Raw genomic sequence first — 21,570 nt, forward strand, 5'->3', positions numbered from 1 at the left:
TCCTCTCTACGGCCGCGGCTGCGCGGGACGGTCGAGGCGGGCTTCCGGCGGCGCGTCCCCGAGCACCACGATGGCCCCGGTCAGTCCCCGGCCCTCGTCGTTGCCCGTGGGCGAGCCGAACCAGTAGTAGCCGGGCCCGTCGAGGTTGAGCTTCGCCCGCCCCCGCGAATGGTTGACCAGCCAGATGAACTTTCGATCGCCATTGCTCGGCAGAAGTGCGCAGTGCGTGTTCCGGTCGTCATTGACGAGTTCGAGTTCGATATCCCCGCCATGCGGCATGACCAGAATGGAGGGATCGAAAACCAGCTCGTCCGGGTTGATCCGAATCGTGGCCTGCATGCGACCACCCGACCCCTCGGTGGCCTGCGCGATGTTCCCGGTTCCCAGCACGCTGCCCAGCGCTGCTTTGTTCTGTGCGTCCAACCCGAGGCTGTGGAGCAGATCGGATCGATCCTTCATCGTCGTCATCGGGCCGTACCTCCTCACCCCTGATCAGGTAAAGCACTCCGAATATGACCCGGCCTTTTTCCGCGCCGGTGTCCGGCCCGCGGAATGGTCGTCGAATGGCACGCTACGCCGCTCGCGGATGCCCGGCGACGCTTGCCGTTCAGCCTCGAACAACTACCGTTCGGACCCGGTGGCCCGCCGCTGGAGGTCGTACCGATCGAGGTTCATGACCTTGTCCCACGCGGCCACGAAGTCCCGCACGAACATCTCCCGCGCGTCGTCGCTCGCGTAGACCTCCGCGACGGCACGCAGCTCGGAGTTCCAGCCGAAGGCGAGATCGACCCGGCTACCGGTCCATCTGACTTCCCCGGTGGCGCGGTCGCGGCCCACGAAGATCTCCGGGTTCTCGGCCGCCGGCCGCCATTCGATGCTCATGTCGAGCAGGGTGACGAAGAAGTCGTTGGTCAGCACACCGGGCCGGGAGGTGAAGACACCCAGCGGCGAGTGCCGGTGGTTGGCGCCGAGGACGCGCAGGCCACCCACCAGGACGGTCATCTCGGGCGCGGTCAGGTTCAGCAGGTTCGCCCGGTCGACCAGCAGGTGTTCGGGCGGCAGCCGGAGCGTTTTCCCTTGGTAGTTGCGGAATCCGTCCGCGGCCGGCTCCAGCGCGGCGAATGACTCGACATCGGTCCACTCCTGCGTCGCGTCCGTGCGGCCCGGGGTGAACGGGACGTGGATGTCGTGACCGGCGTTCCTCGCGGCCTGCTCCACGGCCGCGCACCCGGCGAGCACGATCAGGTCGGCCAGCGAGATCTTCGTCCGCCCCGGGGAGCTGTTGAAGGTCTCCCGGATCTCTTCGAGGGCGCGCAGCACCGGCCTCAGCGTGCCGGGGTCGTTGACCTCCCAGCCGCGCTGCGGTTCGAGCCGGAGGCGCGCCCCGTTCGCCCCGCCCCGCTTGTCGCTGATGCGGAACGTCGAGGCCGACGCCCATGCGGTCGTCACGAGCTGGGCGAGCGGCAGTCCGGAGGCGAGGATCCGCTGCTCGAGCGTGGCGATCTCGGCCGTCTGGACGAGATCGTGGTCGACGGCGGGGACCGGGTCCTGCCAGAGCAGCCTCTCCCGGGGGACCAGCGGTCCGCGGTAGCGCTGGATCGGGCCCAGGTCCAGATGCGTCAGCTTGAACCAGGCGCGGGCGAAGGCGTCCGCCAGCTGGTCCGGGTGCTCCAGGAAGCGCCGCGCGATCGGCGCGTAGACCGGGTCGAGTCGCAGTGCGAGGTCCGTGGTGAGAATCGTCGGCGCGTGCGTCTTCGACGGGTCATGGGCGTCCGGCACGGTGCCGGCTCCTCCCCCACCTCGGGGGATCCACTGCCACAGCCCGCCCGGGCTCAGCTCCAGATCCCACTCGTGGCCGAACAGGGTCTCGAAGAAACTGTTGTCCCACCTCGTCGGAGTGGGCGTCCAGGTCCCCTCCAGCCCGCTGGAGATGGCGTCCGCGCCCTTGCCGCGACCGTAGCCGCTCTTCCAGCCCAGGCCCTGCTGCTCGATGCCGGCGCCTTCGGGTTCGGGGCCCAGGTAGGTGTCCGGGTCGGCCGCGCCGTGGGTCTTGCCGAACGTGTGCCCGCCCGCGATCAGCGCGACGGTCTCCTCGTCGTTCATCGCCATCCGCCGGAACGTCTCGCGGATGTCCCGGGCCGCGGTGAGCGGGTCCGGGACGGTGTTCGGGCCCTCAGGGTTGACGTAGATGAGGCCCATCTGGACCGCGGCCAGCGGGTTCGCCAGCTCCCGGACGCCGGTGTGCCGCTCGTCGCCGAGCCAGACGTGCTCCGGGCCCCAGTAGACGTCGTCGTCGGACTCCCACACGTCGACCCGGCCGCCACCGAAGCCGAACGTCGTGAACCCCATCGTCTCCAGTGCGCGGTTACCCGCGAACACCATCAGGTCGGCCCACGAAATCTTGCGGCCGTACTTCTTCTTCACCGGCCACAGCAGCCGCCGCGCCTTGTCCAGATTGCGGTTGTCCGGCCAGCTGTTCTGCGGCGCGAAGCGCTGCATGCCGGTAGCCGCGCCACCCCGGCCGTCCTCGATCCGGTACGTCCCCGCGCAGTGCCACACCATCCGGAGCACGAGCGGCCCGTAGTGGCCGAAATCGGCCGGCCACCACTCCTTCGACGTGGTCAGCACCTCGTCGATGTCCCTGGCCAGCGCGTCGAGATCCACGGTGTCGAACTCGGCCGCGTAGTCGAAGTCCGCTCCCATCGGGTCGGCCGCGGGGGAATGCTTGCGCAGCACCGACAAGCCGAGCCGGTTCGGCCACCAGTCGCGGTTGCGCGGACTCTCAGACATTGCGATCCCTCCAAGGAACAGCGTGTGCTGGACCTCAGATGTCCAGCGCGCGGCGCACGGCCGGCGCGTTCCGCCGGGACACCGGCACCGTTTCGTTCGCGTGGCCGTCCATGATCAGCAGCAGCTCTCCCTTGAGGCCACGCTCGATCTCCCGGATGCGGCTGAGGTTGACCACATACCGGCGGTGCACTCGCAGGAAGCCGGCATCGGCCAGCTCACTGTCGAGCTTGTCCAGGCTGGGGGCGGCGGCTCGCAGCCGGCCCTGAGCCGTGGACAGCCACACGTCGTTCCCCTCCGACTCGGCGAAGGAAACCTCGGGTAACCGCAGCAGCACCATCCGGTTGTCGCGGATGGCGACCAGCCGGCGCGGCTCCCGGGTGGGCGCCGGATCCGCCGCCCGGGGCAGCTGCGTCCCGTCGGACGCGCCGAAGGCGACCAGGCTGCCGATCAGGTGCCCGGACGAGAAGACCGGCCGGATGCTGATCGGCGTCGGCTCGTCGGCGAGATGGGTGAAGATCTGGGTCGAGCCGACCCAGTCCGGGTTGTGGGCCGCCTGCTTACCGGCGTACCGGGCGACCCCGATCAGTTCCGGCAGCCCCGGGTTCCAGCGCAGCGTGGAGTCGATCGCCGGGGTGGAGGGCGGGACGCCCATCAGCACGCTCGCCGTGTCGTCGGCGATCACCACCTTGCCCGCGGTGTCCATCGCGGCCAGCGGCGTGCCGGAGCGCGCCCTGGCCTGCGTGTAGGCCGCGACCAGCTCGGCGCCGCTGTCGCGGGCGCGGCGCTTCAGCGTGCGCTGGGTCTGGGCGACCGCGTTCGTCAGCCACCCGCCCGCGGACGCGGGCAGCTGCTTGCGCCAGCACGACAGGTTCAGGACCGCGATCGGCTCCCCCGTCACCACATCGCGCACCGCGATGCCCGCGCAGACCCAGTTGTGGAACGCCTGGCACCAGTGCTCCGCGCCGCTGATCAGGACCGGGCCGTGCGCTTCGAGCGCCGTGCCCATCGCGTTCGTCCCGGCCGCGCACTCGGACCAGCAGAACCAGGGCGCGAGATTGGCGTCGACGGCTCTGGCGAGCGTCGCCTGGTCACCCCACTCGGCCAGGATCCGGCCGGTGGCGTCGGCGACGGTGACGACGCCACCGAGGTTGCCCACCTCATGGGCCACGAACGCGGCACGGAAACCCAGCTCGGCGAACACGACATCGTGATCGGGCACATGGTCGGGCTCCGCGACGGCCACCGGGGCCTCGGTCAGGTGCGGGTCGACCTGGTATCGCTCGCGGCAGCGGTGCCACGAGATCGCGACGAGGGGCCGGACGCCCGGCACCTGATCCTCGCCCTGCACGAACCGTTCCCACGCCGCGAACACCGTGCCGCTTCCGGGGCTCGCCGCCATGGGCTCGAACCGATGTGCGTTCTTCATCGTTGGGGAACCGCCTTTGGTCCATCCCAACGCACGAGGACGAGCGCGTGGTCCGCGCGGGGTCCGGGCCTGGCCTATGGCGGACTGGGCACTGCTTCGCGCGTCTGCCTTGATTCGTCTATAGCTCACACCTTACGTATCCTCGCGGGGCCGCGCACGTGGCTTGCCGACTCTCAGACGGCGCCGAGGACCGTGCCGCCGTCCGCCTGGATCACCGCACCCGTCACGAAGCTCGACAGGTCGGTGGTCAGGAACTCGACGACGTTCGCCAGTTCCTCGGGAGTTCCGTGCCGCCGCAACGCGTTCTGGTGAGCCGTGCCGGGAGCGTTGGCGGAGAGCTGGAGCAGGCGACCGGTGTCGGTGTACCCCGGAGCCAGGCAGTTCGCGCGGATCCCGTACTCGCCGACATCCTGGGCGAGATACCGGGTGTACATGGCGATGGCCGCCTTCGCCGTACCGTAATGCGCGTAGCTGCCCGCCGGATCGGCCTGGCCACCCGATCCCGAGCTGATCGTGACGATCTTGCCCGCCCGGGCCTGTTTCATGTACGGCGCGACCGCGTTCACCGAGAAGATCGTGCCGTACAGATTGCGTTCGATCACCAGCTCGAGATCCTTCGTCGGAAGGTCCGACGCGCGCGTGGCCATCGGCGTACTCGATCCGCCGCCCGCGTTGGCGACGAGGATGTCGATCCGCCCCCAGGCCTCGAAGACGGCCCTGGCCATCGCTTCCTGGGCCGCGCGATCGGCCACGTCGAACTCGAAACCGAGGGCCCGGCGGCCGAGGTTCTCGATCTCCTCGACCGTCGAGCCGGCGGTCATCAGGTCGGCCTCGGCCTGGAACTCCTTGAAGGAGGTCAAGCTCTTGTCCACCACCGCGACGTCCGCGCCGAGTGAAGCCAGCCGCAGCGCGTACACCCTGCCGAGCCCGCGTCCCGCTCCGGTGACGATCGCGGTCTTGCCGTCCAGCCTTCCCATGATGCTCCGCTTCTCGATCAGCTGTACTTGCGGTAGGTGATCTGGCCGGTCAGGTCGATCAGCGTCATCTCCTTGAACTTCCGGCCGGCCGCGCCACCGGGGTCGTAGCCCATGACGTACTCCTTGACCATCCCGTACGGGTTGTGCGGCCAGTCCATGGACCAAGTGATCCCTTCATGCATCAGACTCGGGCCGGTGTAGGTCAAATGTCGCGTCGCGTCGATCAGCGCCGTTCGCGTGGGCGTCTTCATCGCCTTGAAGGTCAGGTCGAGCAACTGCCCCGAGGTCCACCCGTAGGTGCCGAAGGCCGGGTTCAGCGCGGCCGCCCCGGGCTGCTTCTTGTACCACTCCAGGAAAGTCTGGAGCCCCTGGTCGCGCGCGACCGCGTCCGGGTCGTTCGGGTTCTTCGCCCAGATCGAGAAGAAGACGTTCTGCGCCGCGGCCGGGCTGAGCTGGTCGAGGTAGCTCGACTGGAACCCCGTGAGGTACTTCGTCTCCGGCTTCCAGTTCGACTGGGCGATCGACTCGAGCGCCTGTAACTGATACGTGCCGGCGCCCGCGAACATGACGAAGTCCGTGGCGCCCGAGCCGGCGATCGTGGTGATCTGCGCCGAGACGGCCGAGTCGCTCGGGCTGAACGTCTGCTCGGCGGCGAGGGTCGCGCCGGTCGTCTTCAGCTGATCCTTGAACGCGGCGAGGAGCAGTTTCCCGAAGTCGTCGTTCTGATAGAGCACGGCGATCTTCGCGTTCGGGTTCTTGCCCACGATGAACTTCACGGACGCCATGGCGTCCTCCGAACTCGGCGGGCCGACCGGGGCCAGCGTCCACGGATAGGCCGGGTTGCCCAGTTCGTCGTTCGAGGTGTTGGAGTACACGTTGGGCGTGCAGGCCTCCGCGTTCACCTCGCGGGCGGCGAGGTTCGTCGGCGTGCCGTACATGCTGGCGATGGCGAACACCTTGTCCCCGTTGACCAGCTTGTCCACATTGGACCGGGCACGGGCCGGCTCGTAACCGTCGTCGAGCGCGGTGAGTTCGACCTTGCGCCGTTTGCCGTCACCGAACTCGAATCCACCCTCCGAGTTCTTCATGGCGACATATGCCGCGAACCCGAGCGGGATCGGACTGGCCGCGGAACCCGAGAAGGCGGCCGACTGCCCGATCTTGACGGTGTCGTCGGTGATGCCCATGGTGTCGAAGCCCTGCGGGCAGTTGCCGGTGTCGATGATGCCGGAGGCGCTGCCGCCGGTGGACCCGCCCACGGCGGCCCCACTGCAGCCGGACAGCAGCCCCGCGCTCGCGACGACGGCGACCGCCGTCACGGTCCACCGCCTGGTGCGTGGAATCATTGTTCGTCCTCCTCGTTGAGGTGAAGGTAGGTATTCGGCAGGCTTCGGTCAGGACCAGAAAGCACGCACTTCGTCCGCGATCCGCACGCCCTGCTCGTACCCGGTCGCCGCCAGCGCGGACCGCAGGTCGGGGTTCATCGGGTTGCCACCGCGGGCCTTCGTCGAGGCCTCGTCGGGCTCGATCTTGTAGACGTCGGTCGTACCCGAGATGTCTCGCACATCCGGCTGGTCCGGCAGGTGCATGAACCTGATCTCCAGGACCTTGGCGTAGCCCTCCGCCTTGTCGACGTTCGTGTTCGAACGCAGGCCGCCGTCGTAGTACCGCTTGCCGTCGATGGTGACGGCCGGCCAGACATGGGGAACCGAGCAGCTGGCGGCGACCGCGTCGACCAGGCTCACGCCCGAGAACTTGTCCCAGACCTTGAACTCGCCCGTGTCGGCCTGGATCACCGTCACGCCGATCAGCTTTTCCGGCCATTCATGGATGGGCAGGCGGGACTCGATGATGACGCGCCGTTCCGGCTCTGGCACGCGATCGTATTCGAGCGCCCAGGAACCCACGATCTTGCGGCACTCGACCGCGTCCGCCGTGTTCTCGACGACGTCCTTCCACTCCTTGAGCAGATGGGGTACGTCCACGTCGGTGATGGGCGGCTCATAAGCCCCGGTCCCGTCGACCTGGTCCTGATACAGCTTCTCCATCGGCGTGGTCTGGGACTGCACCGCGACCACCGCTCCCGCCGACGTACCCAGAATGTAGTCGGCGTCCGTCACCACCACGCCCTGGCTTTCGAGCCCGGCGAGCAGGCCGGTCTCCCACGCGATCCCGAGCACTCCCCCACCGGGAAGCACAAGAGCCTTGTCTTTTTTGTCGCTCACTTCGGAGTTCCTTCCGCTTGACGAAATCACCCGGGAAAAAGAATTGCCGGAGAGGTTCTACCGGGAGCTCGACTGCCCGGTGAGAGATGCTTTCTGGTCGATATTCGTCGGCGCCACAGGCGGCTCGCTCCTGGTGCGACGACGTCGTATCCGCTTCGGGATGTCCTGCAGGAGTCCCGCCGCCCCGCGGGGAAGGAACAGCAGAACAAGGATGAGGATGACGCCGTAGACGAACGGGGTGAGCGTCGGATCGAACCCGATGGTCGGCACGAAGTCGCGGACATAGACCAGGAAGAGCCCGCCCACCACGGAACCGATCACGATGTTCCCCGTGCCCCCACCGATGATCATCCCGAGCACGAGGCTGATCGAAAGCAGCGGCGTGAAATCGGCCGGCGCCACGTACCGGTTCACCATCGCGAACATCCAGCCGGAAATGCCCGCGATCGCGGCGGTCCACGCATACATCGCGACCTTGGTGAGATTCGTGTTGATTCCCAATGTCCGCGAAGCGATCTCCTGATCCCGGACGGCGACGAACGCTCGTCCGGTGCGGCTCGTGACGAGCGTCCACCCGAGAACGAAGACGATGACCGCGACGACGACGACCGTCCAATACGCGGAGACCGCGCGGTTGAAACCGAACACGCTCGGGATCGGCTGTGTGGCGGCCAACCCCTGTGCCCCACCGGAAAAGTCCGAGAACTTGAGGACGAACTGCGGGAAAACGATCGCTATCCCGAGCGAGATCAAGGCGAGCGGTTTCATGCCCTTGATTCTCAGCGCGGGCAGACCCGCGACACCCCCGATGACGCCGGTGATGAGTGCCGCGGGCAGAACCGCCAGGAACCAGGACATCCCGGCATTGGTCAGCAGGATCGCGGTGTACGCACCGATCCCGAGATACGCGCCCTGGCCAAGGGAGAACTGGCCGAGACGTCCGGTGAGCAGCGCGAGGGACATCACCGCGACGGCGTCACTGGCCACCTGGCCGAACATGCCGAGGTTCACGCTGCTGGTGAGCCAGGGCGCGGCGAGCAGGAGAACCACGGCCGCCCCGGCGATCCACCCGCCGAAGGATCGCCTGCGCCATAAGGGTTTCGCCGGCGCGTTCATACCCGTTCCACCTTCACTTTGCCGAAGAGGCCCTGTGGGCGCACCAGCAGGACGATGAGGATGAGGAGCAGGGCGGCGGCGAGCGCGAGCTCGGAGCCGAAGAGATAGCCGCCCGCGAGGTGCTGGGTGAGACCGACCAGGATGCCGCCGACGATCGCGCCGGGCACACTGTCGAGGCCGCCGAGGATGGCCGCGGCGAACGCATACAGCAGCACCGATTGCATCATGAACGGGCTCAGGAACAGTTTGGGTGCGAGCATCGCGCCGGCCACCCCGCCGACCGCGCTGGCCAGCCCCCAGCCGAGCATCAGGGTGCGTTTGACGTTGATACCGCTCAGCTGCGCCGAGACCGCGTTGTTCGTCGTGGCCCGCATCGCCAGACCGAATCGCGTCCGGGTGAACAGCAGGCGCAGCAACAGGCTCAGGGACGTGAAGACGACGATCAGGCCGATGGTCGACCACGTCAGGTTCGCGCCGCCGAGGGGAATCCCGCCCGCACTGAAGACCGACTCCATCGCGACGGGCTGAACGCTGAAGATGTAGGCGGCGAGCGCGCTCAGCCCGAGATACATGCCCATCGTGACCATCGCCTGGTCGATGTACGGGCGTTTCTCGAACGGACGCATGATGAACCGTTCGCAGACCACGCCGATGACGAATCCGATTCCCAGCCCGAGGAAAATGCCGACCGCCATGCGCAATTGCGGGTCGCCGATGAATCCGAGGAAACGGTCCGGTCGCGTGATCCACCAGACGATGAAGGTGGCGAACATCGCCATCTCGCCCTGGGCGAAGTTGACGAGTCCCGTCACGCGGTAGATGAGAACGAGGGCGAGCGCGATCGCGCCGTAGATCATCCCGTCGCCGACTCCGTCGATGATGCGCTGAAGCAGCAGTTCCATGTCTAGACTCCCAAGTAGGCCGCGCGGACACCGTCGTCGGAGGCCAATTCATCGGCGTCGCCCTCGATCACGAGCTGGCCCGTCGAGATGACGTAGGCCCGGTCCGCGATCGCGAGGGCACGCTTCGCGTTCTGCTCCACGACGAGCAGCGCGGTGCCCGTCTCCTGATTGATCTTCCGCAGTTCCGCGAAGAGCTCGGCGGTGATCAGCGGGGCGAGGCCCATGGAGGGTTCGTCGAGCAGGACGAGCTTCGGCTTGCCCATCAGCGCGCGAGCCACGGCGAGCATCTGCTGCTCGCCACCGCTCAGGCTCCCTGCCGCCTGATCGCGGCGTTCCCGCAGGCGCGGGAAGACGTCGAACCAGCGCTCGATGGACTCGGCGACCTCCGCGCGTGGACGGGTGTATCCGCCCACGCGCAGGTTGTCGATGACGCTGAGGTCGGTGAGGGTGCCGCGGCCTTCCGGAACATGCGCGATGCCCAGGCCCGCGCGTTTGTCCGTCGAGGTCCGGCGGGTGAAGGCGGTCCCGTCGAACGTGATGTCGCCCTGGGCCGGGATGATGCCGGAAACCGCTTTCATCATCGTCGTCTTGCCGGCACCGTTGGCCCCGAGGATCACGACGATCTCGCCGGGATCGACGTGGAAGGAGATCCCGTGGATGACGCGGATCGAGCCGTAGCCGGCACGCATGTTCGTGACGTCGAGGATGGCGGCCATCAGTCGTCCTCTCCGAGGTAAGCGGCGACGACCACCGGATCGCGGACGACCTCGGCGGGCCGCCCGTCGGCGATGAGGGCGCCGGCGCTCATCACGACACAGCGATCGGCGAACGAGGTGACCAGGCCCATGTGGTGCTCGACGAGGAGCATCGTGAGCTCGAACTCGTCCCGCACGCCCCGGAGCAGCGCCCCGAGCTCGTGCACCTCGTCCTGCGTCAGCCCGCCGGCCGGTTCGTCGACCAGCAGTAGCGAAGGCTTCGACATCATCGCCCGGGCGATCTCGACGCGCTTCTGCCATCCGTAGGACAGGCTCGAAACTTCCTCGCCGGCAAGGTGGGCGAGCCCGATCCGCTCCAGAAGCTCGTGCGCGTCGGTCCGTAACCGCCGTTCCGCCTTGACCTCACCGCGCAGCCGGAGGACTCCGCCGAGCACGGTCAGCGGGCCGCGGTAGCGAAGATGGCCGCCGAGAAGGACGTTGTCCAGCACGGTCATGGCAGGCACGACGGCCAGGTTCTGGAACGTGCGGCCGACGCCCAGTGCGGCGATCTGATGAGGAGCCCTGCCGAGTATCTCTTCACCCCGGTAGCGCACGCTGCCGTGGCTCGGCTTGTACACACCGCTGATGACATTGAACAGCGAACTCTTGCCCGCGCCGTTCGGGCCGATCACCGCGCACAGTTCGCCCTTCGTGACGCTGAAGGTGAGCGCATTGAGGGCGACGATCCCGCCGAACGAGAGATGGACGTCGTCCACGACGAAGACGGCGTTCTCCACGGTCGCCTCGATCTTCGGCCGGGCAGGCACCACCATGGACATCACGCACCTCCCCTCAATTGGCTCAGGTCGCTCTCCACCTCGTCGACGATGTGGGAGTACATCTCCGTGCGGTCGAACAGCCGCGCCTCGTCCGCCGCGACGAGGGTGCGGAACTCCGATTCCTGCGCGCTCTGGAACTGGGACTCGAAGAGTTCGCGATCACTGATCCACAACTCCATGATCACGTCGAATCCCGACGAGTGGACGGTGCCGGTGGTCGGGTCCGCGATCGGCGTCAGGTACCGGCGCACATAGCGTTTGATTCCCGGGTTCTTCATGAGCCCGTCGAAAATCCTGATGTGGTGGTTCTCGTAGTAGTCCCGGAACTCCGCTGTGGACATCCCGGCTCGCTTCTTGAACAGGCAGACCACTTTGATCACTGCCGCACCCCCTCGGTCGCGCCGACGACTTCGTTGAGCCGCAACGGGTCCAGGTAGAAGACGGTGAAGTCACGGATGAGCCCGGCATCGAACGTGATGAACTGGGCCAGTCGTGCGTGCGCGGTCTGGCCGGTGGCCCGCGAGGTGAGCGCCACCCGCATGCTGATGGCCACCCCGTCCTCGCGGCTGAAGTAGGTCACGTCGGTGATGACCATTGAGGACCAGGTTTCGGAGAGGACGGCGAAGAATCGCTCGACTCCGTCGATCCCCGCCCAGTCACCGGGAAACGGCACGGAGGGGCCCATGTGCATGACGGCCTGGGGATGCAGGCAGGCGGCCATCTCGTCGAACGACGCGCCACCGCGGGCGCCTCCGGCCGCGATGTAGCGCATCTCGGCGTCGTAGAACTTGTCGAGCACCGCGGTGGGGGCTACGCGTTCGGTTCCGGGAGCGGGGCCTGGGCGCATGGAATCCTCCGGGCTAATCACTTCGTCGTGAGCAGTTCTGCGATCCGGTCGATGCTAAGCAATCGGCAACGGGAAGACATCAAGGCTTCCCGCATAGAGGAAAGGCACCGCGTTGTTTTCGCGTTCTGCGCGAGACGCACTCACCGCCGGTGTCAGCCTCACCTCAGCCTGTGACCTGCGGGATCGCGGCTGCCAGCAGGTCGATGATCCGGCCGGGCTCGGGAATTCCGCTCGCGATCACATAGGCCACGGTGAACCCGAGCTTCCCCATTTCGGCCGCCTGGCGCACAATTTCGTCCGTCGTCGTCTCCGGTCCTATCGGGATCAGAGTCGTCTTCTCGATCTCGTCGTAGTCCCGCCCGGCCGCCTCACAATGTGCGCGCAGCACGTCCAGCTTGCGTGCGGGATCCGCGGCGATGCTGATGTTGCACGCGTCCGCGTACGTCGCCACGAGCCGCAGTGTCCGGCGCTCCCCGCTGCCCCCGATCATGAGGTACGGGCGTGGCCGGGCGAGGCTGCGCGGAGCGCTCAGCGTCCGTCCGAGGTGGTAGTACGTGCCCTCGTAGGGCTCCTCGGAGTCCGACCACAGCTGCAAGCAGATCTGGATGGCCTCCTCCAGCCGGCCGAACCGCTCGGGGACGCCGGGGAAGGGGAAGCCGAGTCCCCGGGACTCCTGTTCGTTCCACGCGGCGCCAATGCCGAGCCCCACCCGCCCTCCGGAAAGGACGTCCAGTGTGGAGACCTGCTTCGCGAGCAGCGCCGGCTCGCGGAAGACGACAGCCGTGACGAGCGAGTGGAGCCGCACTTTCTCGGTGTGGGCGACGAGGAAGCCGAGGGTCGCGTACGCCTCGAGCATCTCGTTCTCCTCGGGGCCGACGCCCCGGATCTGCCAGAAGTGATCCATGACGGTGATCCGGGTGAGCCCGGCGGCCTCCGCGTCACGGGCATGCCGGGCAAGGCGCGGCCCGAGTTCCGCCGGACCGCCGAGCCACGTGAAGTCCCCGATGTGCAGACCGAGTTCCATTTTCTCTTGCCTCTCGCGAATGGCCTCGGTCATGCGAAGCTGACGTGGACGTTCTTGACCTGTGTGTACGCGAGGAGTTCCTCGATGTCCTCCTCGCGGCCGAGACCGCTGTCCTTGAAGCCCCCGAACGGCGTCCCCGGCGTATGCCGTGACACGTCGTTGACCCAGACGTATCCCGCTTCCACATCGCGCGCGAAGCGCAGTCCCGTGGCCAGCTCGCGGGTGAACACGCCGGCGGTGAGGCCGTAGCGGACGCTGTTGGCGATCGCGACGGCCTCTTCGTAGGTCTCGAACGGCATCGCGGCGAGCACCGGGCCGAAGATCTCCTCCTGGGCGAGCCGGGAATCCGGCCGGACGTCGGCGAACAGGGCCGGCCGGAGGTAGTTGCCCCCGGCGAATTCTCCCTCTGTCAGCGTGGTTCCCCCGACGAGGAGTTCGGCGTTCTCGTCGCGGCCCAGCTGAATGTAGCGACGCACCTTCTCCAGCTGGCGAGTGTTCACAATGGCGCCGGTCTCGGTTTCGGGGTCGTCGGGCACGCCCGAGCGCAGACCGTCCATTGTGGTCGCGAGCTTGTCGAGTAGCGGGCGATAGACGTCCCGGTGCACGAGAAGCCGCGACGTCGAGCCACAGGACTGCCCCTGCCAGGTGAAGTTCATGCCGCGGACCGCGGCGTCCACAGCGACGTCGAGATCGGCGTCGGGAAAGATGACGAGGGGGTTCTTGCCGCCGAGTTCGAGCGACACCGTCTTGACCGCGACGCTCGCCGCTCGCGCCAGGATCGCCCGGCCCGTTTCGGCCGCGCCGATGAACGCGAGCCGGCGGATGTCCGGGTGGGTGACCAGCGCGTCACCGGTGGTGGCGCCTTCACCGGTCACGACATTGACGACCCCGGCCGGGAAGATCTCACTGGCGAGCTCGGCGAGCCGGAGCGCGGAGAGGCTGGTGTGTTCGCTCGGCTTCACGATCACCGTGTTGCCCGCGGCGAGTGGTGCGGCGATCTTGGACGCCGCGAACATCAGCGGGTGGTTGAACGGGATGATCCGCGCCACGACGCCGTACGGCTCACGTGTGGTGAAGTCGAGCCGGTCGAACGAGGTCGGGATGGTCTCTCCCCGCGTGTGCAGAACCAAGCCGGCGTAGTACCTCAGCTGGGCGCACGCGACAGCCGCGTCGTTGCGCATCTCGCGAATAGGGCTGCCGTTGTCCGCGACGTCGAGCAGGGCGAACTCCTCGGCGCTGGCCTCGATCGCGGCCGCGAGCTTGATCAGCGCGCTCGCCCGCTGCGGCGGCTCGAGCCGCCGCCACAGGGGGTAGGCGTCCTTGGCGGCGGAGACGGCGTCATTGACGTCCTCGGCCGTGGCGTGCGGGATCTTGGCGATCACCGTGCCGTTCGCCGGGTTGACCGCGTCGATGGCCGCGCCATCGGACGCGAGCCGGAACCGGCCCCCGATGAGCATCGGGCGGGTTTCGATGGTGTCTGTCACGATCACTCCAGGTCAGCTACGGCGAATGCCGAGATCGGATGGCACGCCCGCGGCGGTCAGGATCCCGATGAGGTCCTCATCGGTCGCCGCCAGCGCGTTGTTCGCCCGGAACGGATGCCCCTCACTGGCAGCGACCATGGCGGCGCCGTGGTCGCGATCGAGATCGCCGGGCTGGAAGCGCCCGGCGAAGCCGATCTCCGTGAAAAGCGCCTCGACCGCGTCGAGATAGGGCAGGTGCCGGGCGTTCATCACCGCCCGGTTGAACATCCCGACGTGCAGCAGCAGCGCACCGTTCTGGTAGCCGTGCTGCAGGTGCACCGACGGCGCGCAGTCGAGCGCGTGAATGAGCCCGAGGCCCGTGTTGCCGCACGCGAGATTGGCGGCACAGCTCGCCTCGAGCAACCGCTGCAGGACTTCCGGGTCCCTCTTTTTCAGGGCACGCGGGAGATCCTCCAGGATCGTTTCCACGGCGAACTCGGCCAATGAGTCGGTGAAGAACGTCCGCCCGCGGGTCCACAATGCCTCCATCGCATGCGACAGCGCGTCGAGTGCCGCGTACAGCAGCGGCTTGTCGGGCAGCCCCACAACCAGATTCCCGTCCAGCAGCGCCACAGTGGGCTCGCAGCCGGGCCCGCGGATGACGATTTCGCGCGTGCGGCCACGCTGGTGCAGGACCAGCGCGTTCGACACCTCGCTTCCGCTGCCGGCCGTTGTGGGGATGGCGATCGTCGGCGCGGGAAGCCGCGGCACCCGGCCGGTTCCCTCGTAACAGAGGAGGGGCCCGGGGTTGGTCAGCCGGATCGCCACCGCCTTCGCGGCGCACAGCGCGCTGCCGCCACCGACCGCGACCACGGCGCCGGCGTTGTACTCGAGCGCCTCGGCGGCCAACCGCTCGGCGTCGTCCAGGCTGGGGTCCGGATCGACGAGGATGGTCGGCGCCGCCCGCAACTGCTCGGCGGCGTCGAAGACCAGGTCCAGCGTGCCGGTGGTCGACAGCCCCCGGTCCGCGACGACCACGACGCGTTCCGGCCCGAACGCGGCGATCTCGTCGGCAAGCGTGGCCACGGACCCGACGCCGGTCACGATGCGTGTCCCGACGCGGAAAGTCCGACCGGTCATCGCAGCTCGACAGTCGTCAGGTCCGGCGCGCCGATCCGGGCGACCTCGCACCCGAGGAGGGTCCCGCACGACGGGCACACGAACTCACGGAGTTCGAGCTCGGCATGCAGCCGGACATACGGCCCGTGCGCTTCGGGTTCGACCGTGCGCCGCACCGCTCGCGCCGTCCAGTCGAAGCCAGGCCCGAACGAATGGCGGCACCGGCATACGACATCGCCGTCATCGCTCAGCAAGAGCGACGGGGTCAGCGTCCGGGTCCCCGGAACGGGTTCGTCGGACGCCGTCGCGGCCGGCACTCGCCCAATGCGCGCTGCCCGGATCGCGGAGCGCCGTGCGGTGGTCGCCGATGCGTCGATCGCACCGGAGCGGTCCACGACCACCCCGTAGACGTCCTCCGCGTGCCCGACGCTGACATAGCCGTCGACGACGTCGGCCGCCACGTCCTTCGGGTCCCGGTCGATCGGGTCGCCGAACCCGCCTCCGCCCTGGAAGCTGTAGGCGAGCACGTCCCCGCGGTTCAAGGTGAAGAAGCCCGGCTTCGCGCCCAGGGACACCCGCTCCCCCTGCCACCCGTCATGCTCGGCGAACGTGGTGACCCTGCCGACCGGGGACAGCCCGTCGACCCTCTTCAGGACCTCGTTGCGGTTGCAGGAACCTTCGTAACCCCCGAACAGCCCGACGCTGTTGGGCACCTCGACGCCGTGGCCGACGATCATGGTCTCCAGGCTGTCCACGTCGTGCGGGGTGAACGCCAGACCCACCGTCGCGCCGCCCCGCTGGCGCCCCGGTCCCCCGGAGTCCGCGATGAGCGCGCGATAGAGGTACAGCACCGGGCCGGTCGCCTCGTGGCTCTCCACATTGGTGATCGCCGGCCGGGGCACGCAGAAGTCGCCGGAGGCGTTCAGTCCGTCGTGATCGTGGTACGCCCCGCCGCCCCCCGCGGTCGAATCGAGGAAGAAGTTGCCATATGGCTGGCCGTCCCGATTGCTGCCCGAGAGCACCAGCGCGGTCATCGAACCCTTCGTCACCGCGGTCGCGTCGGATGCCGATTCCGCCGACACGACGGCGAGCCGGGACAGGGCCGCGACGCTGACATTGGTGACCACCCAGATCGACCCGATCGTCGCCGAGGACACCGGCGCGGGCCAATTGGCGTTGACGACGCTTCCCTTCGGGGCGCGGATGGTCAACGGGCGCAGCAGCCCCTCGTTCCAGCGCAGGCCCGACCCGAGGATGGGCAGCACAGCGGTGAAGACGCCGCCGACCAGACCGGAATAGGTGGCGTTGATGAATCCGGGCGCCTGCGGCGAAGTGCCCGCGAAGTCGAAGATCAGCTCATCGCCCGACTTGGTGAGCGCGAGGTGGTACTCGTACAGCCGGTTCTCGTGACCGTCGTGCTCGAGGTAGTCGATGGCGCGGAAGGTGCCGTCGGGCAGGGTCCGGAGCCGGTCGCGCAGCTGCTCTTCGGAGTGGTCGATCTCCATTTCCATGACTCGCAGGACCCGGTCGACCCCGTAGCGGTCGCACAACTCGACGAGCCGGCGGCCCGCGACCGTGTTCGCGGCGATCATCGCCTTGAGGTCGAGCCCGACCGCCATCGGCAGCCGGGTCATGCCCATGATCATCTGCCAGAGGTCCTCGCGGATCAGACCGCCCTCGACGAGCTTCACGCCCGGCAGCAGCATCGCCTCCTGCTGGATGTCCCGCGCCTTGATCGACCAGCTGCCGAAGTTCATGCCGCCGATGTCGAGCTGGTGCGCGCAACATCCCACCCAGGCGACGTGGACCCCCTCGTGGAAAACGGGAGCCACCACGGAGACGTCGGGCTGGTGCAGGGCACCCCGATAGGGGTCGTTGAGGACGAACATGTCGCCCTCGCGAATCCCCGGGTTTTCGGAGAAGTCCTTGACGATGTTCCGGACCACACTGGCCATCGAGCCGGAGTGGAACAACACCTGCGGGCCCATCGTCACGATCGAGCCGTCGGCCAGATAGGTGCCGACATTGAAGTCTGTGGCGTCGGTGACGACGGGCGATCCGGAAACCGCCTGCAGCGTGATCGCCTGCTCTTCGGTGATAGCGGACAGTCGGTGGCGGACGACCTCGAACGTGATCGGGTCGATCTCCACGCTGCTTCCGGCAGCATTCGTCTGCATGGGAACCTCACATCGCCAGGGTGATCAGGAGATTGCCGACGGCGTCGATCGAGACCCATTGGTTCGCGTCGACGTAGACCGTCGTTGTCGGGTGCTCGACGACGGCCGGGCCGGGGATGCGGTCGCCGGTGCGCAGTGCCGGCCAGGGCACGATCGTCGCCTTGAGCCAGCCGCCGCTGACGACGTCGTAGACCGGCCGGGTCGCCCGCTCGACTTCGGCGTGATACTCGGGCGCGTGCACCGCGAAGGCAGGGCTCGGGGTGTGACCGACGGCCTCCACCCGGAAGGTCGTGAGCTCGATGCCCGCCTCGCGGAACGCCGCCCCACGGCCGTAGGTCTGCTCATAGGTCTCTTCGAAATCCCCGATGAGCGTCTGCGTGGCGGCATCGTCGAACGGGCCGTCGCCGATCGGGATGATCAGCTCGTGCGTCTGGCTCCGGTAGCGGACGTCGGCACTTCGCTGGATGACCATCTGATCGTCCGGCACGCCGTTCTCGCTCAGCTTGGACCGGCAGCCACGCTCGAGTTCCGCGAAGACCGCGGCGATGTGAGCGCTGTCGAGGTCGAGCCACGGCTCCGCGTTGCCCGGAGTGGTCCGGACCAACTGAGAGATCTCGGCGGAATGGTGGATGTCCGAAGCGAGCGCCCCGTAGGCCGAGTGCGCCATCGAGGTCGCCGGCACCAGAATCTGCCGGACGCCCAGCTCCGCCCCGAACCCGGCGCAGTGCATCGGACCGGCGCCACCATAGGCGTAGAGCACGAAATCGCGGGGATCCATGCCCCGCCCGACGGTGAGCTCGCGCAGGGTGTCCGCCATCTTCGCGTCGACGATCCGGCGGATGCCGGCGGCCGCCTCGAAGGTGCTCAAACCGAGCGGTTCGGCGATCTGCTCGCGGATCGCGGCCTCGGCCGCCTCGGGGTCGAGGCTCATCCGGCCGCCGAGGAACGTCGTGGGGTCGATGATGCCCAGCACCAGGTCGGCATCGGTGACCGTGACACGGGTGCCCCCGCGGCGATAGGCGACCGGACCGGGGAAGGCACCGGCGCTCTCCGGCCCGACCAGCAGCTTCCCGCCGGCGACCTGGGCGATGGATCCGCCTCCGGCGCCGATCGCGGTGATGTCGACCATCGGGGCCGACACGTGGTACTTGCCGACCTCGGTCACCCCCGAGATCACCGGGCGACCGTCGACGATCAGCCCCACATCGAAGCTCGTTCCGCCCATGTCGGTGGTGATGACGTTGGCGTGCCCCAGTTCGGACGCGAGATACCGCGAGCCGATCACACCGCCCGTCGGCCCGCTGGCGAGCAGGAGAACGGCACGTGACGCGGCATCGCGGGCGCTCATCACACCGCCGATGCTGTTGAGCACGCTGAACCGGCCCCGCAGCCCGCGCGCCTGGAGACTACTTTCCAGCCGCTCCAGATATTTCGCCACGGTCGGCCCGAGGTAGCTGTTCAGCACGGTCGTCGCCGTGCGCTCGTATTCGCCGAGCACCGGGCTGACCTCGCTGGAAAGACTGATGTAGGCGCCATCGCCCGCGATGTCGCGGATGATCTCGCGAACGCGTCGCTCGTGCTCGGGATGCCGGAACGACCACAGGAAGCACACGGCGAAGGACTTGGCGCCGTTGTGGCCGAGTTGCTCGACGGCGGCACGGACGGCCGGCTCATCGAGGGGGACGAGGACGTTCCCCGCCTGGTCGACCCGCTCCGGCACCTCGGCGATCAACTGCCGCGGGGTGATCGGCAGGGGGTAGCTCCTGCTCTTGAACTGGCTGAGGGTCTCGGTGGGCATCCCGGCGGTGAAGCCCATCAGGCGCTGGATGATCAGCGTGTCCCCGAACCCCTGGGTGGTGATCAGCCCGGTCGCGGTGCCGTTCCGCTCGATCAGCGCGTTCGTCGCCTGCGTCGTGCCGTGGCCGAAGCTCTCGACCTTGCCGAGCATCTCCTCGACGGTCTCGCCCCGGTCCGCGGCGACGAGTTCGAGCGCGGTGAAGACGCCCTCCTCTAGGGCATGGGGTGTGGTCGGCGCCTTGTTCGTGTGGATGCGCCCGGCGGCATCCATCACGACCAGGTCGGTGAAGGTGCCGCCGGTGTCGACGCCGACATACAGCTGCTCGCTGGCTGGGTCCATACTGCGCTCCCTGATGCGGGTCACTTGTGTGCGTCGCTGTCGCGCGCGACCGTGTGGTGGAGGGTCCGAGATCGCAGCTAACCGCAGCCATTCCGGGGTGTCGATATTCTTTTCCGTTATGAGGAAAATGGCCTGCCGGTGGCCGGAAGGGCGTGGTTACACTCCGATCGACCGCCTTGCTGTGGCCCGGGCGACGATGCCCGGGCGGAGGAACGAGGGAAGATGCCATGAGCCATCACGAAGATCGCTCCGACGGTCAGCGATTCAGGGCCACCCTCGACAGTTTCTTCGCGGCCGAGACCCGGTACGTGGCAGCCGGCGGCGCCGAGGTGGGCGCCGATTTCGGAGAGATGGCGGCGCACCTGCATCCCGAGGTCGTCATGCATCAGGGGCCGCGGGTCCCCTTTCCCGGTGACTGGGTCGGCGTCCACGGGATCGAGCGCTTCTTCGCCGCCTTCTCACAGACCTTCCGGTCGATCGATCTGCGTGAGATCCGGTATTTCACGGGCGACGAGGGCCTGGCGATCCGCCTGCGGTTGCGGGCGATCGCCCGGGCGACGGGCCGCCAGGTGGACTCGCGGGTCGGGCACCTCATCCTCTTCGACGACGGACTGATCCGCGATTGGACGGTCTTCTACCTCGATCCGGTGGCGGTCACGAAGGCGACCCGTTCATGACCGGCCGGGCTGATATCTCGCGCGAAAGCGGCCCGCCGATGACGTCGGTCGACAACGCGCTGAGGATCGTCATGATGCTGGGCCAGCATTCATCGGTGCGGGTGTCCGATGTGGCCAGTCAACTCGGCATCTCCGTATCGACCGCGCACCGGCTGCTCTCCGCGCTCGTCTACCGGAAATTCGCGGAGAAGGACCCCACAACCCATGCCTACTCGGGCGGGACGGCCGGGCGAGCCTGCTTCGGCGGGCTCGGCGACGCCGACGTACTCGCGGTAACCCGTCCGTATCTCGAGCGCCTGAGCCGTGAACTGCGCGAGACCACGCAACTTCTGGTGCTGCAGGGCAAGAATGTCAAGTTCATCGCGGCGGCCGAGTGTACGCAGGCATTGCGAACCACCTCCCGCGTCGGATTGTCGATGCCCGCGCATTGCTCTTCCGGCGGAAAGGTGCTTCTGGCGGACCTGGAACCGGCTGAGTTCCGGGCGCTCCACCGCGATTCGCATCTGCCGTCGCGGACGCAGCACTCGATCACGAACCTGACCGAACTGGAAGCCGAACTGACCAAGGTTCGGCGGGCGGGCTACGCCATGTCCCTCGGTGAGGGTGAGCCCGATGTCGCGGCCGTCGCCGTCGCGATCCGGAACTCCTCCGGCCGTGCGCTGGCCGCGATGGCTGCCTCCGGACCGCGTTCCAGGATGCCGCGAAAGCACATGATCGTCATCTCCGAAAGTCTCGCGTGGGCGGCGCGACAGATCGCCGGAGCACTCTGACTACAGCGAAGCCGATCCAGGCGTCTTTGGTTGCGGAGTTGGCCGAGGCCATCGATTTCCGCGGTGACGGTTTCTCCGCCGAGGAGGTAGCGTTTCGGGTCGCGGGTGTGGCCGACCCCGCCGGGGGTTCCGCACAATGGTCAACCACTCCCGGGTGCGCCGCACGGGCTGGCCGATGACCACCGCCAACTCGACCTCCCCCGGCATCAAATACTGGATCACCGCCCACAACGTCGGCGTCGCGAACGGCCGCCCACCCAGACTCGGGTTCGCAAGCGCGATCGCCCGCCGCTCACCCCCACGCCCCCCGGCACCAGATCACGGCCTGCGCCGCCAAGCCACGCAACCGTTGCCACCGCCACAGAACGCCAGATTCTGTAGAACAG

The 21,570-nt window shown here is 67.9% G+C and carries 19 protein-coding genes and 1 pseudogene; 2 read left to right on the top strand and 18 right to left on the bottom strand.

All coding sequences use genetic code 11. The annotated features are described in order from the left end of the window. Positions 1-6: 6 nt before the first annotated feature. The 17 genes from LOZ83_RS13235 to LOZ83_RS13315 form a co-directional block, all read right to left on the bottom strand. Positions 7-468: an MSMEG_3727 family PQQ-associated protein gene (locus tag LOZ83_RS13235; protein ID WP_236790818.1), complete on the bottom strand. Its 462-nt coding sequence runs from the start codon at positions 466-468 to the stop codon at positions 7-9. Positions 469-621: 153 nt separating this feature from the next. After that, positions 622-2,790 carry a catalase/peroxidase HPI gene (gene katG / locus LOZ83_RS13240; protein WP_236790819.1) on the bottom strand — a complete coding sequence of 723 codons (2,169 nt, stop codon included), beginning with the start codon at positions 2,788-2,790 and terminating at the stop codon, positions 622-624. Between the two features lie 34 nt (positions 2,791-2,824). After that, the gene (locus tag LOZ83_RS13245) at positions 2,825-4,216 is read right to left on the bottom strand and encodes a DNA-binding protein (RefSeq protein ID WP_236790820.1); all 1,392 of its coding nucleotides are present in this window, start codon (positions 4,214-4,216) and stop codon (positions 2,825-2,827) included. Between the two features lie 173 nt (positions 4,217-4,389). After that, positions 4,390-5,193 carry an SDR family NAD(P)-dependent oxidoreductase gene (locus LOZ83_RS13250; RefSeq protein ID WP_236790821.1) on the bottom strand — a complete coding sequence of 268 codons (804 nt, stop codon included), beginning with the start codon at positions 5,191-5,193 and terminating at the stop codon, positions 4,390-4,392. Positions 5,194-5,210: 17 nt separating this feature from the next. Then, positions 5,211-6,539 carry an ABC transporter substrate-binding protein gene (locus LOZ83_RS13255; RefSeq protein ID WP_236790822.1) on the bottom strand — a complete coding sequence of 443 codons (1,329 nt, stop codon included), beginning with the start codon at positions 6,537-6,539 and terminating at the stop codon, positions 5,211-5,213. Positions 6,540-6,587: 48 nt separating this feature from the next. Continuing rightward, positions 6,588-7,418 (bottom strand): patatin-like phospholipase family protein, encoded by an 831-nt coding sequence (locus tag LOZ83_RS13260; protein ID WP_236790823.1) that lies wholly within the window; start codon positions 7,416-7,418, stop codon positions 6,588-6,590. A 57-nt stretch (positions 7,419-7,475) separates the two neighbouring features. Continuing rightward, positions 7,476-8,534, bottom strand: coding sequence for a branched-chain amino acid ABC transporter permease (locus LOZ83_RS13265; protein WP_236790824.1), 1,059 nt, complete (start codon positions 8,532-8,534; stop codon positions 7,476-7,478). Then, positions 8,531-9,436, bottom strand: a complete 906-nt coding sequence (locus tag LOZ83_RS13270; protein ID WP_236790825.1) for a branched-chain amino acid ABC transporter permease — start codon at positions 9,434-9,436, stop codon at positions 8,531-8,533. The genes LOZ83_RS13265 and LOZ83_RS13270 overlap by 4 nt, the downstream gene beginning before the upstream one ends. A gap of 2 nt (positions 9,437-9,438) precedes the next feature. Beyond that, a complete protein-coding gene (locus LOZ83_RS13275; RefSeq protein WP_236790826.1) occupies positions 9,439-10,152 on the bottom strand; it encodes an ABC transporter ATP-binding protein in 714 nt (237 codons plus the stop codon). Further along, entirely contained in the window at positions 10,152-10,970 is an 819-nt protein-coding gene (locus tag LOZ83_RS13280; protein WP_236790827.1) for an ABC transporter ATP-binding protein, read from the bottom strand. Before LOZ83_RS13280 ends, LOZ83_RS13275 begins: the two co-directional genes overlap by 1 nt. Next, positions 10,970-11,350 carry an EthD domain-containing protein gene (locus LOZ83_RS13285; protein ID WP_236790828.1) on the bottom strand — a complete coding sequence of 127 codons (381 nt, stop codon included), beginning with the start codon at positions 11,348-11,350 and terminating at the stop codon, positions 10,970-10,972. The genes LOZ83_RS13280 and LOZ83_RS13285 overlap by 1 nt, the downstream gene beginning before the upstream one ends. Continuing rightward, positions 11,347-11,817: a nuclear transport factor 2 family protein gene (locus LOZ83_RS13290; RefSeq protein ID WP_236790829.1), complete on the bottom strand. Its 471-nt coding sequence runs from the start codon at positions 11,815-11,817 to the stop codon at positions 11,347-11,349. The genes LOZ83_RS13285 and LOZ83_RS13290 overlap by 4 nt, the downstream gene beginning before the upstream one ends. 163 nt (positions 11,818-11,980) lie before the next feature. Continuing rightward, on the bottom strand, positions 11,981-12,841 hold the full coding sequence (locus LOZ83_RS13295) for an LLM class F420-dependent oxidoreductase (protein ID WP_236790830.1): 861 nt from the start codon (positions 12,839-12,841) through the stop codon (positions 11,981-11,983). 29 nt (positions 12,842-12,870) lie between these two features. Continuing rightward, a complete protein-coding gene (locus LOZ83_RS13300; RefSeq protein ID WP_236790831.1) occupies positions 12,871-14,325 on the bottom strand; it encodes an aldehyde dehydrogenase family protein in 1,455 nt (484 codons plus the stop codon). 12 nt (positions 14,326-14,337) lie between these two features. Next, on the bottom strand, positions 14,338-15,444 hold the full coding sequence (locus LOZ83_RS13305) for an iron-containing alcohol dehydrogenase family protein (RefSeq protein ID WP_236790832.1): 1,107 nt from the start codon (positions 15,442-15,444) through the stop codon (positions 14,338-14,340). Then, on the bottom strand, positions 15,441-17,600 hold the full coding sequence (locus LOZ83_RS13310) for a hydantoinase B/oxoprolinase family protein (protein ID WP_236790833.1): 2,160 nt from the start codon (positions 17,598-17,600) through the stop codon (positions 15,441-15,443). The genes LOZ83_RS13305 and LOZ83_RS13310 overlap by 4 nt, the downstream gene beginning before the upstream one ends. Before the next feature lie 7 nt (positions 17,601-17,607). After that, the gene (locus LOZ83_RS13315; protein ID WP_236790834.1) at positions 17,608-19,737 is read right to left on the bottom strand and encodes a hydantoinase/oxoprolinase family protein; all 2,130 of its coding nucleotides are present in this window, start codon (positions 19,735-19,737) and stop codon (positions 17,608-17,610) included. A gap of 227 nt (positions 19,738-19,964) precedes the next feature. Here LOZ83_RS13315 and LOZ83_RS13320 point away from each other — a divergent pair, with 227 nt between their 5' ends. Beyond that, positions 19,965-20,414 carry a nuclear transport factor 2 family protein gene (locus tag LOZ83_RS13320; RefSeq protein WP_236790835.1) on the top strand — a complete coding sequence of 150 codons (450 nt, stop codon included), beginning with the start codon at positions 19,965-19,967 and terminating at the stop codon, positions 20,412-20,414. Further along, positions 20,411-21,184, top strand: a complete 774-nt coding sequence (locus LOZ83_RS13325; protein ID WP_236790836.1) for an IclR family transcriptional regulator — start codon at positions 20,411-20,413, stop codon at positions 21,182-21,184. The genes LOZ83_RS13320 and LOZ83_RS13325 overlap by 4 nt, the downstream gene beginning before the upstream one ends. 195 nt (positions 21,185-21,379) lie before the next feature. Here the strand turns inward: LOZ83_RS13325 and LOZ83_RS13330 are convergent. After that, a pseudogene (locus LOZ83_RS13330) lies at positions 21,380-21,548 on the bottom strand (cupin); the annotation flags it as partial. Positions 21,549-21,570: the final 22 nt, after the last annotated feature.

The sequence above is a fragment of the Amycolatopsis sp. GM8 genome, from assembly GCF_021653975.1.
Taxonomy (GTDB): domain Bacteria; phylum Actinomycetota; class Actinomycetes; order Mycobacteriales; family Pseudonocardiaceae; genus Amycolatopsis_E.

Excerpts from the sequence above, each read along its gene's own strand:
- katG (WP_236790819.1), bottom strand. The coding sequence starts at position 2,790 with ATGTCTGAGAGTCCGCGCAACCGCGACTGGTGGCCGAACCGGCTCGGC.
- LOZ83_RS13250 (WP_236790821.1), bottom strand. The coding sequence starts at position 5,193 with ATGGGAAGGCTGGACGGCAAGACCGCGATCGTCACCGGAGCGGGACGC.
- LOZ83_RS13280 (WP_236790827.1), bottom strand. The coding sequence starts at position 10,970 with ATGTCCATGGTGGTGCCTGCCCGGCCGAAGATCGAGGCGACCGTGGAG.
- LOZ83_RS13325 (WP_236790836.1), top strand. The coding sequence starts at position 20,411 with ATGACCGGCCGGGCTGATATCTCGCGCGAAAGCGGCCCGCCGATGACG.
- LOZ83_RS13295 (WP_236790830.1), bottom strand. The coding sequence starts at position 12,841 with ATGGAACTCGGTCTGCACATCGGGGACTTCACGTGGCTCGGCGGTCCG.
- LOZ83_RS13275 (WP_236790826.1), bottom strand. The coding sequence starts at position 10,152 with ATGGCCGCCATCCTCGACGTCACGAACATGCGTGCCGGCTACGGCTCG.
- LOZ83_RS13305 (WP_236790832.1), bottom strand. The coding sequence starts at position 15,444 with ATGACCGGTCGGACTTTCCGCGTCGGGACACGCATCGTGACCGGCGTC.
- LOZ83_RS13255 (WP_236790822.1), bottom strand. The coding sequence starts at position 6,539 with ATGATTCCACGCACCAGGCGGTGGACCGTGACGGCGGTCGCCGTCGTC.
- LOZ83_RS13245 (WP_236790820.1), bottom strand. The coding sequence starts at position 4,216 with ATGAAGAACGCACATCGGTTCGAGCCCATGGCGGCGAGCCCCGGAAGC.
- LOZ83_RS13310 (WP_236790833.1), bottom strand. The coding sequence starts at position 17,600 with ATGCAGACGAATGCTGCCGGAAGCAGCGTGGAGATCGACCCGATCACG.
- LOZ83_RS13270 (WP_236790825.1), bottom strand. The coding sequence starts at position 9,436 with ATGGAACTGCTGCTTCAGCGCATCATCGACGGAGTCGGCGACGGGATG.
- LOZ83_RS13290 (WP_236790829.1), bottom strand. The coding sequence starts at position 11,817 with ATGCGCCCAGGCCCCGCTCCCGGAACCGAACGCGTAGCCCCCACCGCG.
- LOZ83_RS13265 (WP_236790824.1), bottom strand. The coding sequence starts at position 8,534 with ATGAACGCGCCGGCGAAACCCTTATGGCGCAGGCGATCCTTCGGCGGG.
- LOZ83_RS13315 (WP_236790834.1), bottom strand. The coding sequence starts at position 19,737 with ATGGACCCAGCCAGCGAGCAGCTGTATGTCGGCGTCGACACCGGCGGC.
- LOZ83_RS13320 (WP_236790835.1), top strand. The coding sequence starts at position 19,965 with ATGAGCCATCACGAAGATCGCTCCGACGGTCAGCGATTCAGGGCCACC.
- LOZ83_RS13235 (WP_236790818.1), bottom strand. The coding sequence starts at position 468 with ATGACGACGATGAAGGATCGATCCGATCTGCTCCACAGCCTCGGGTTG.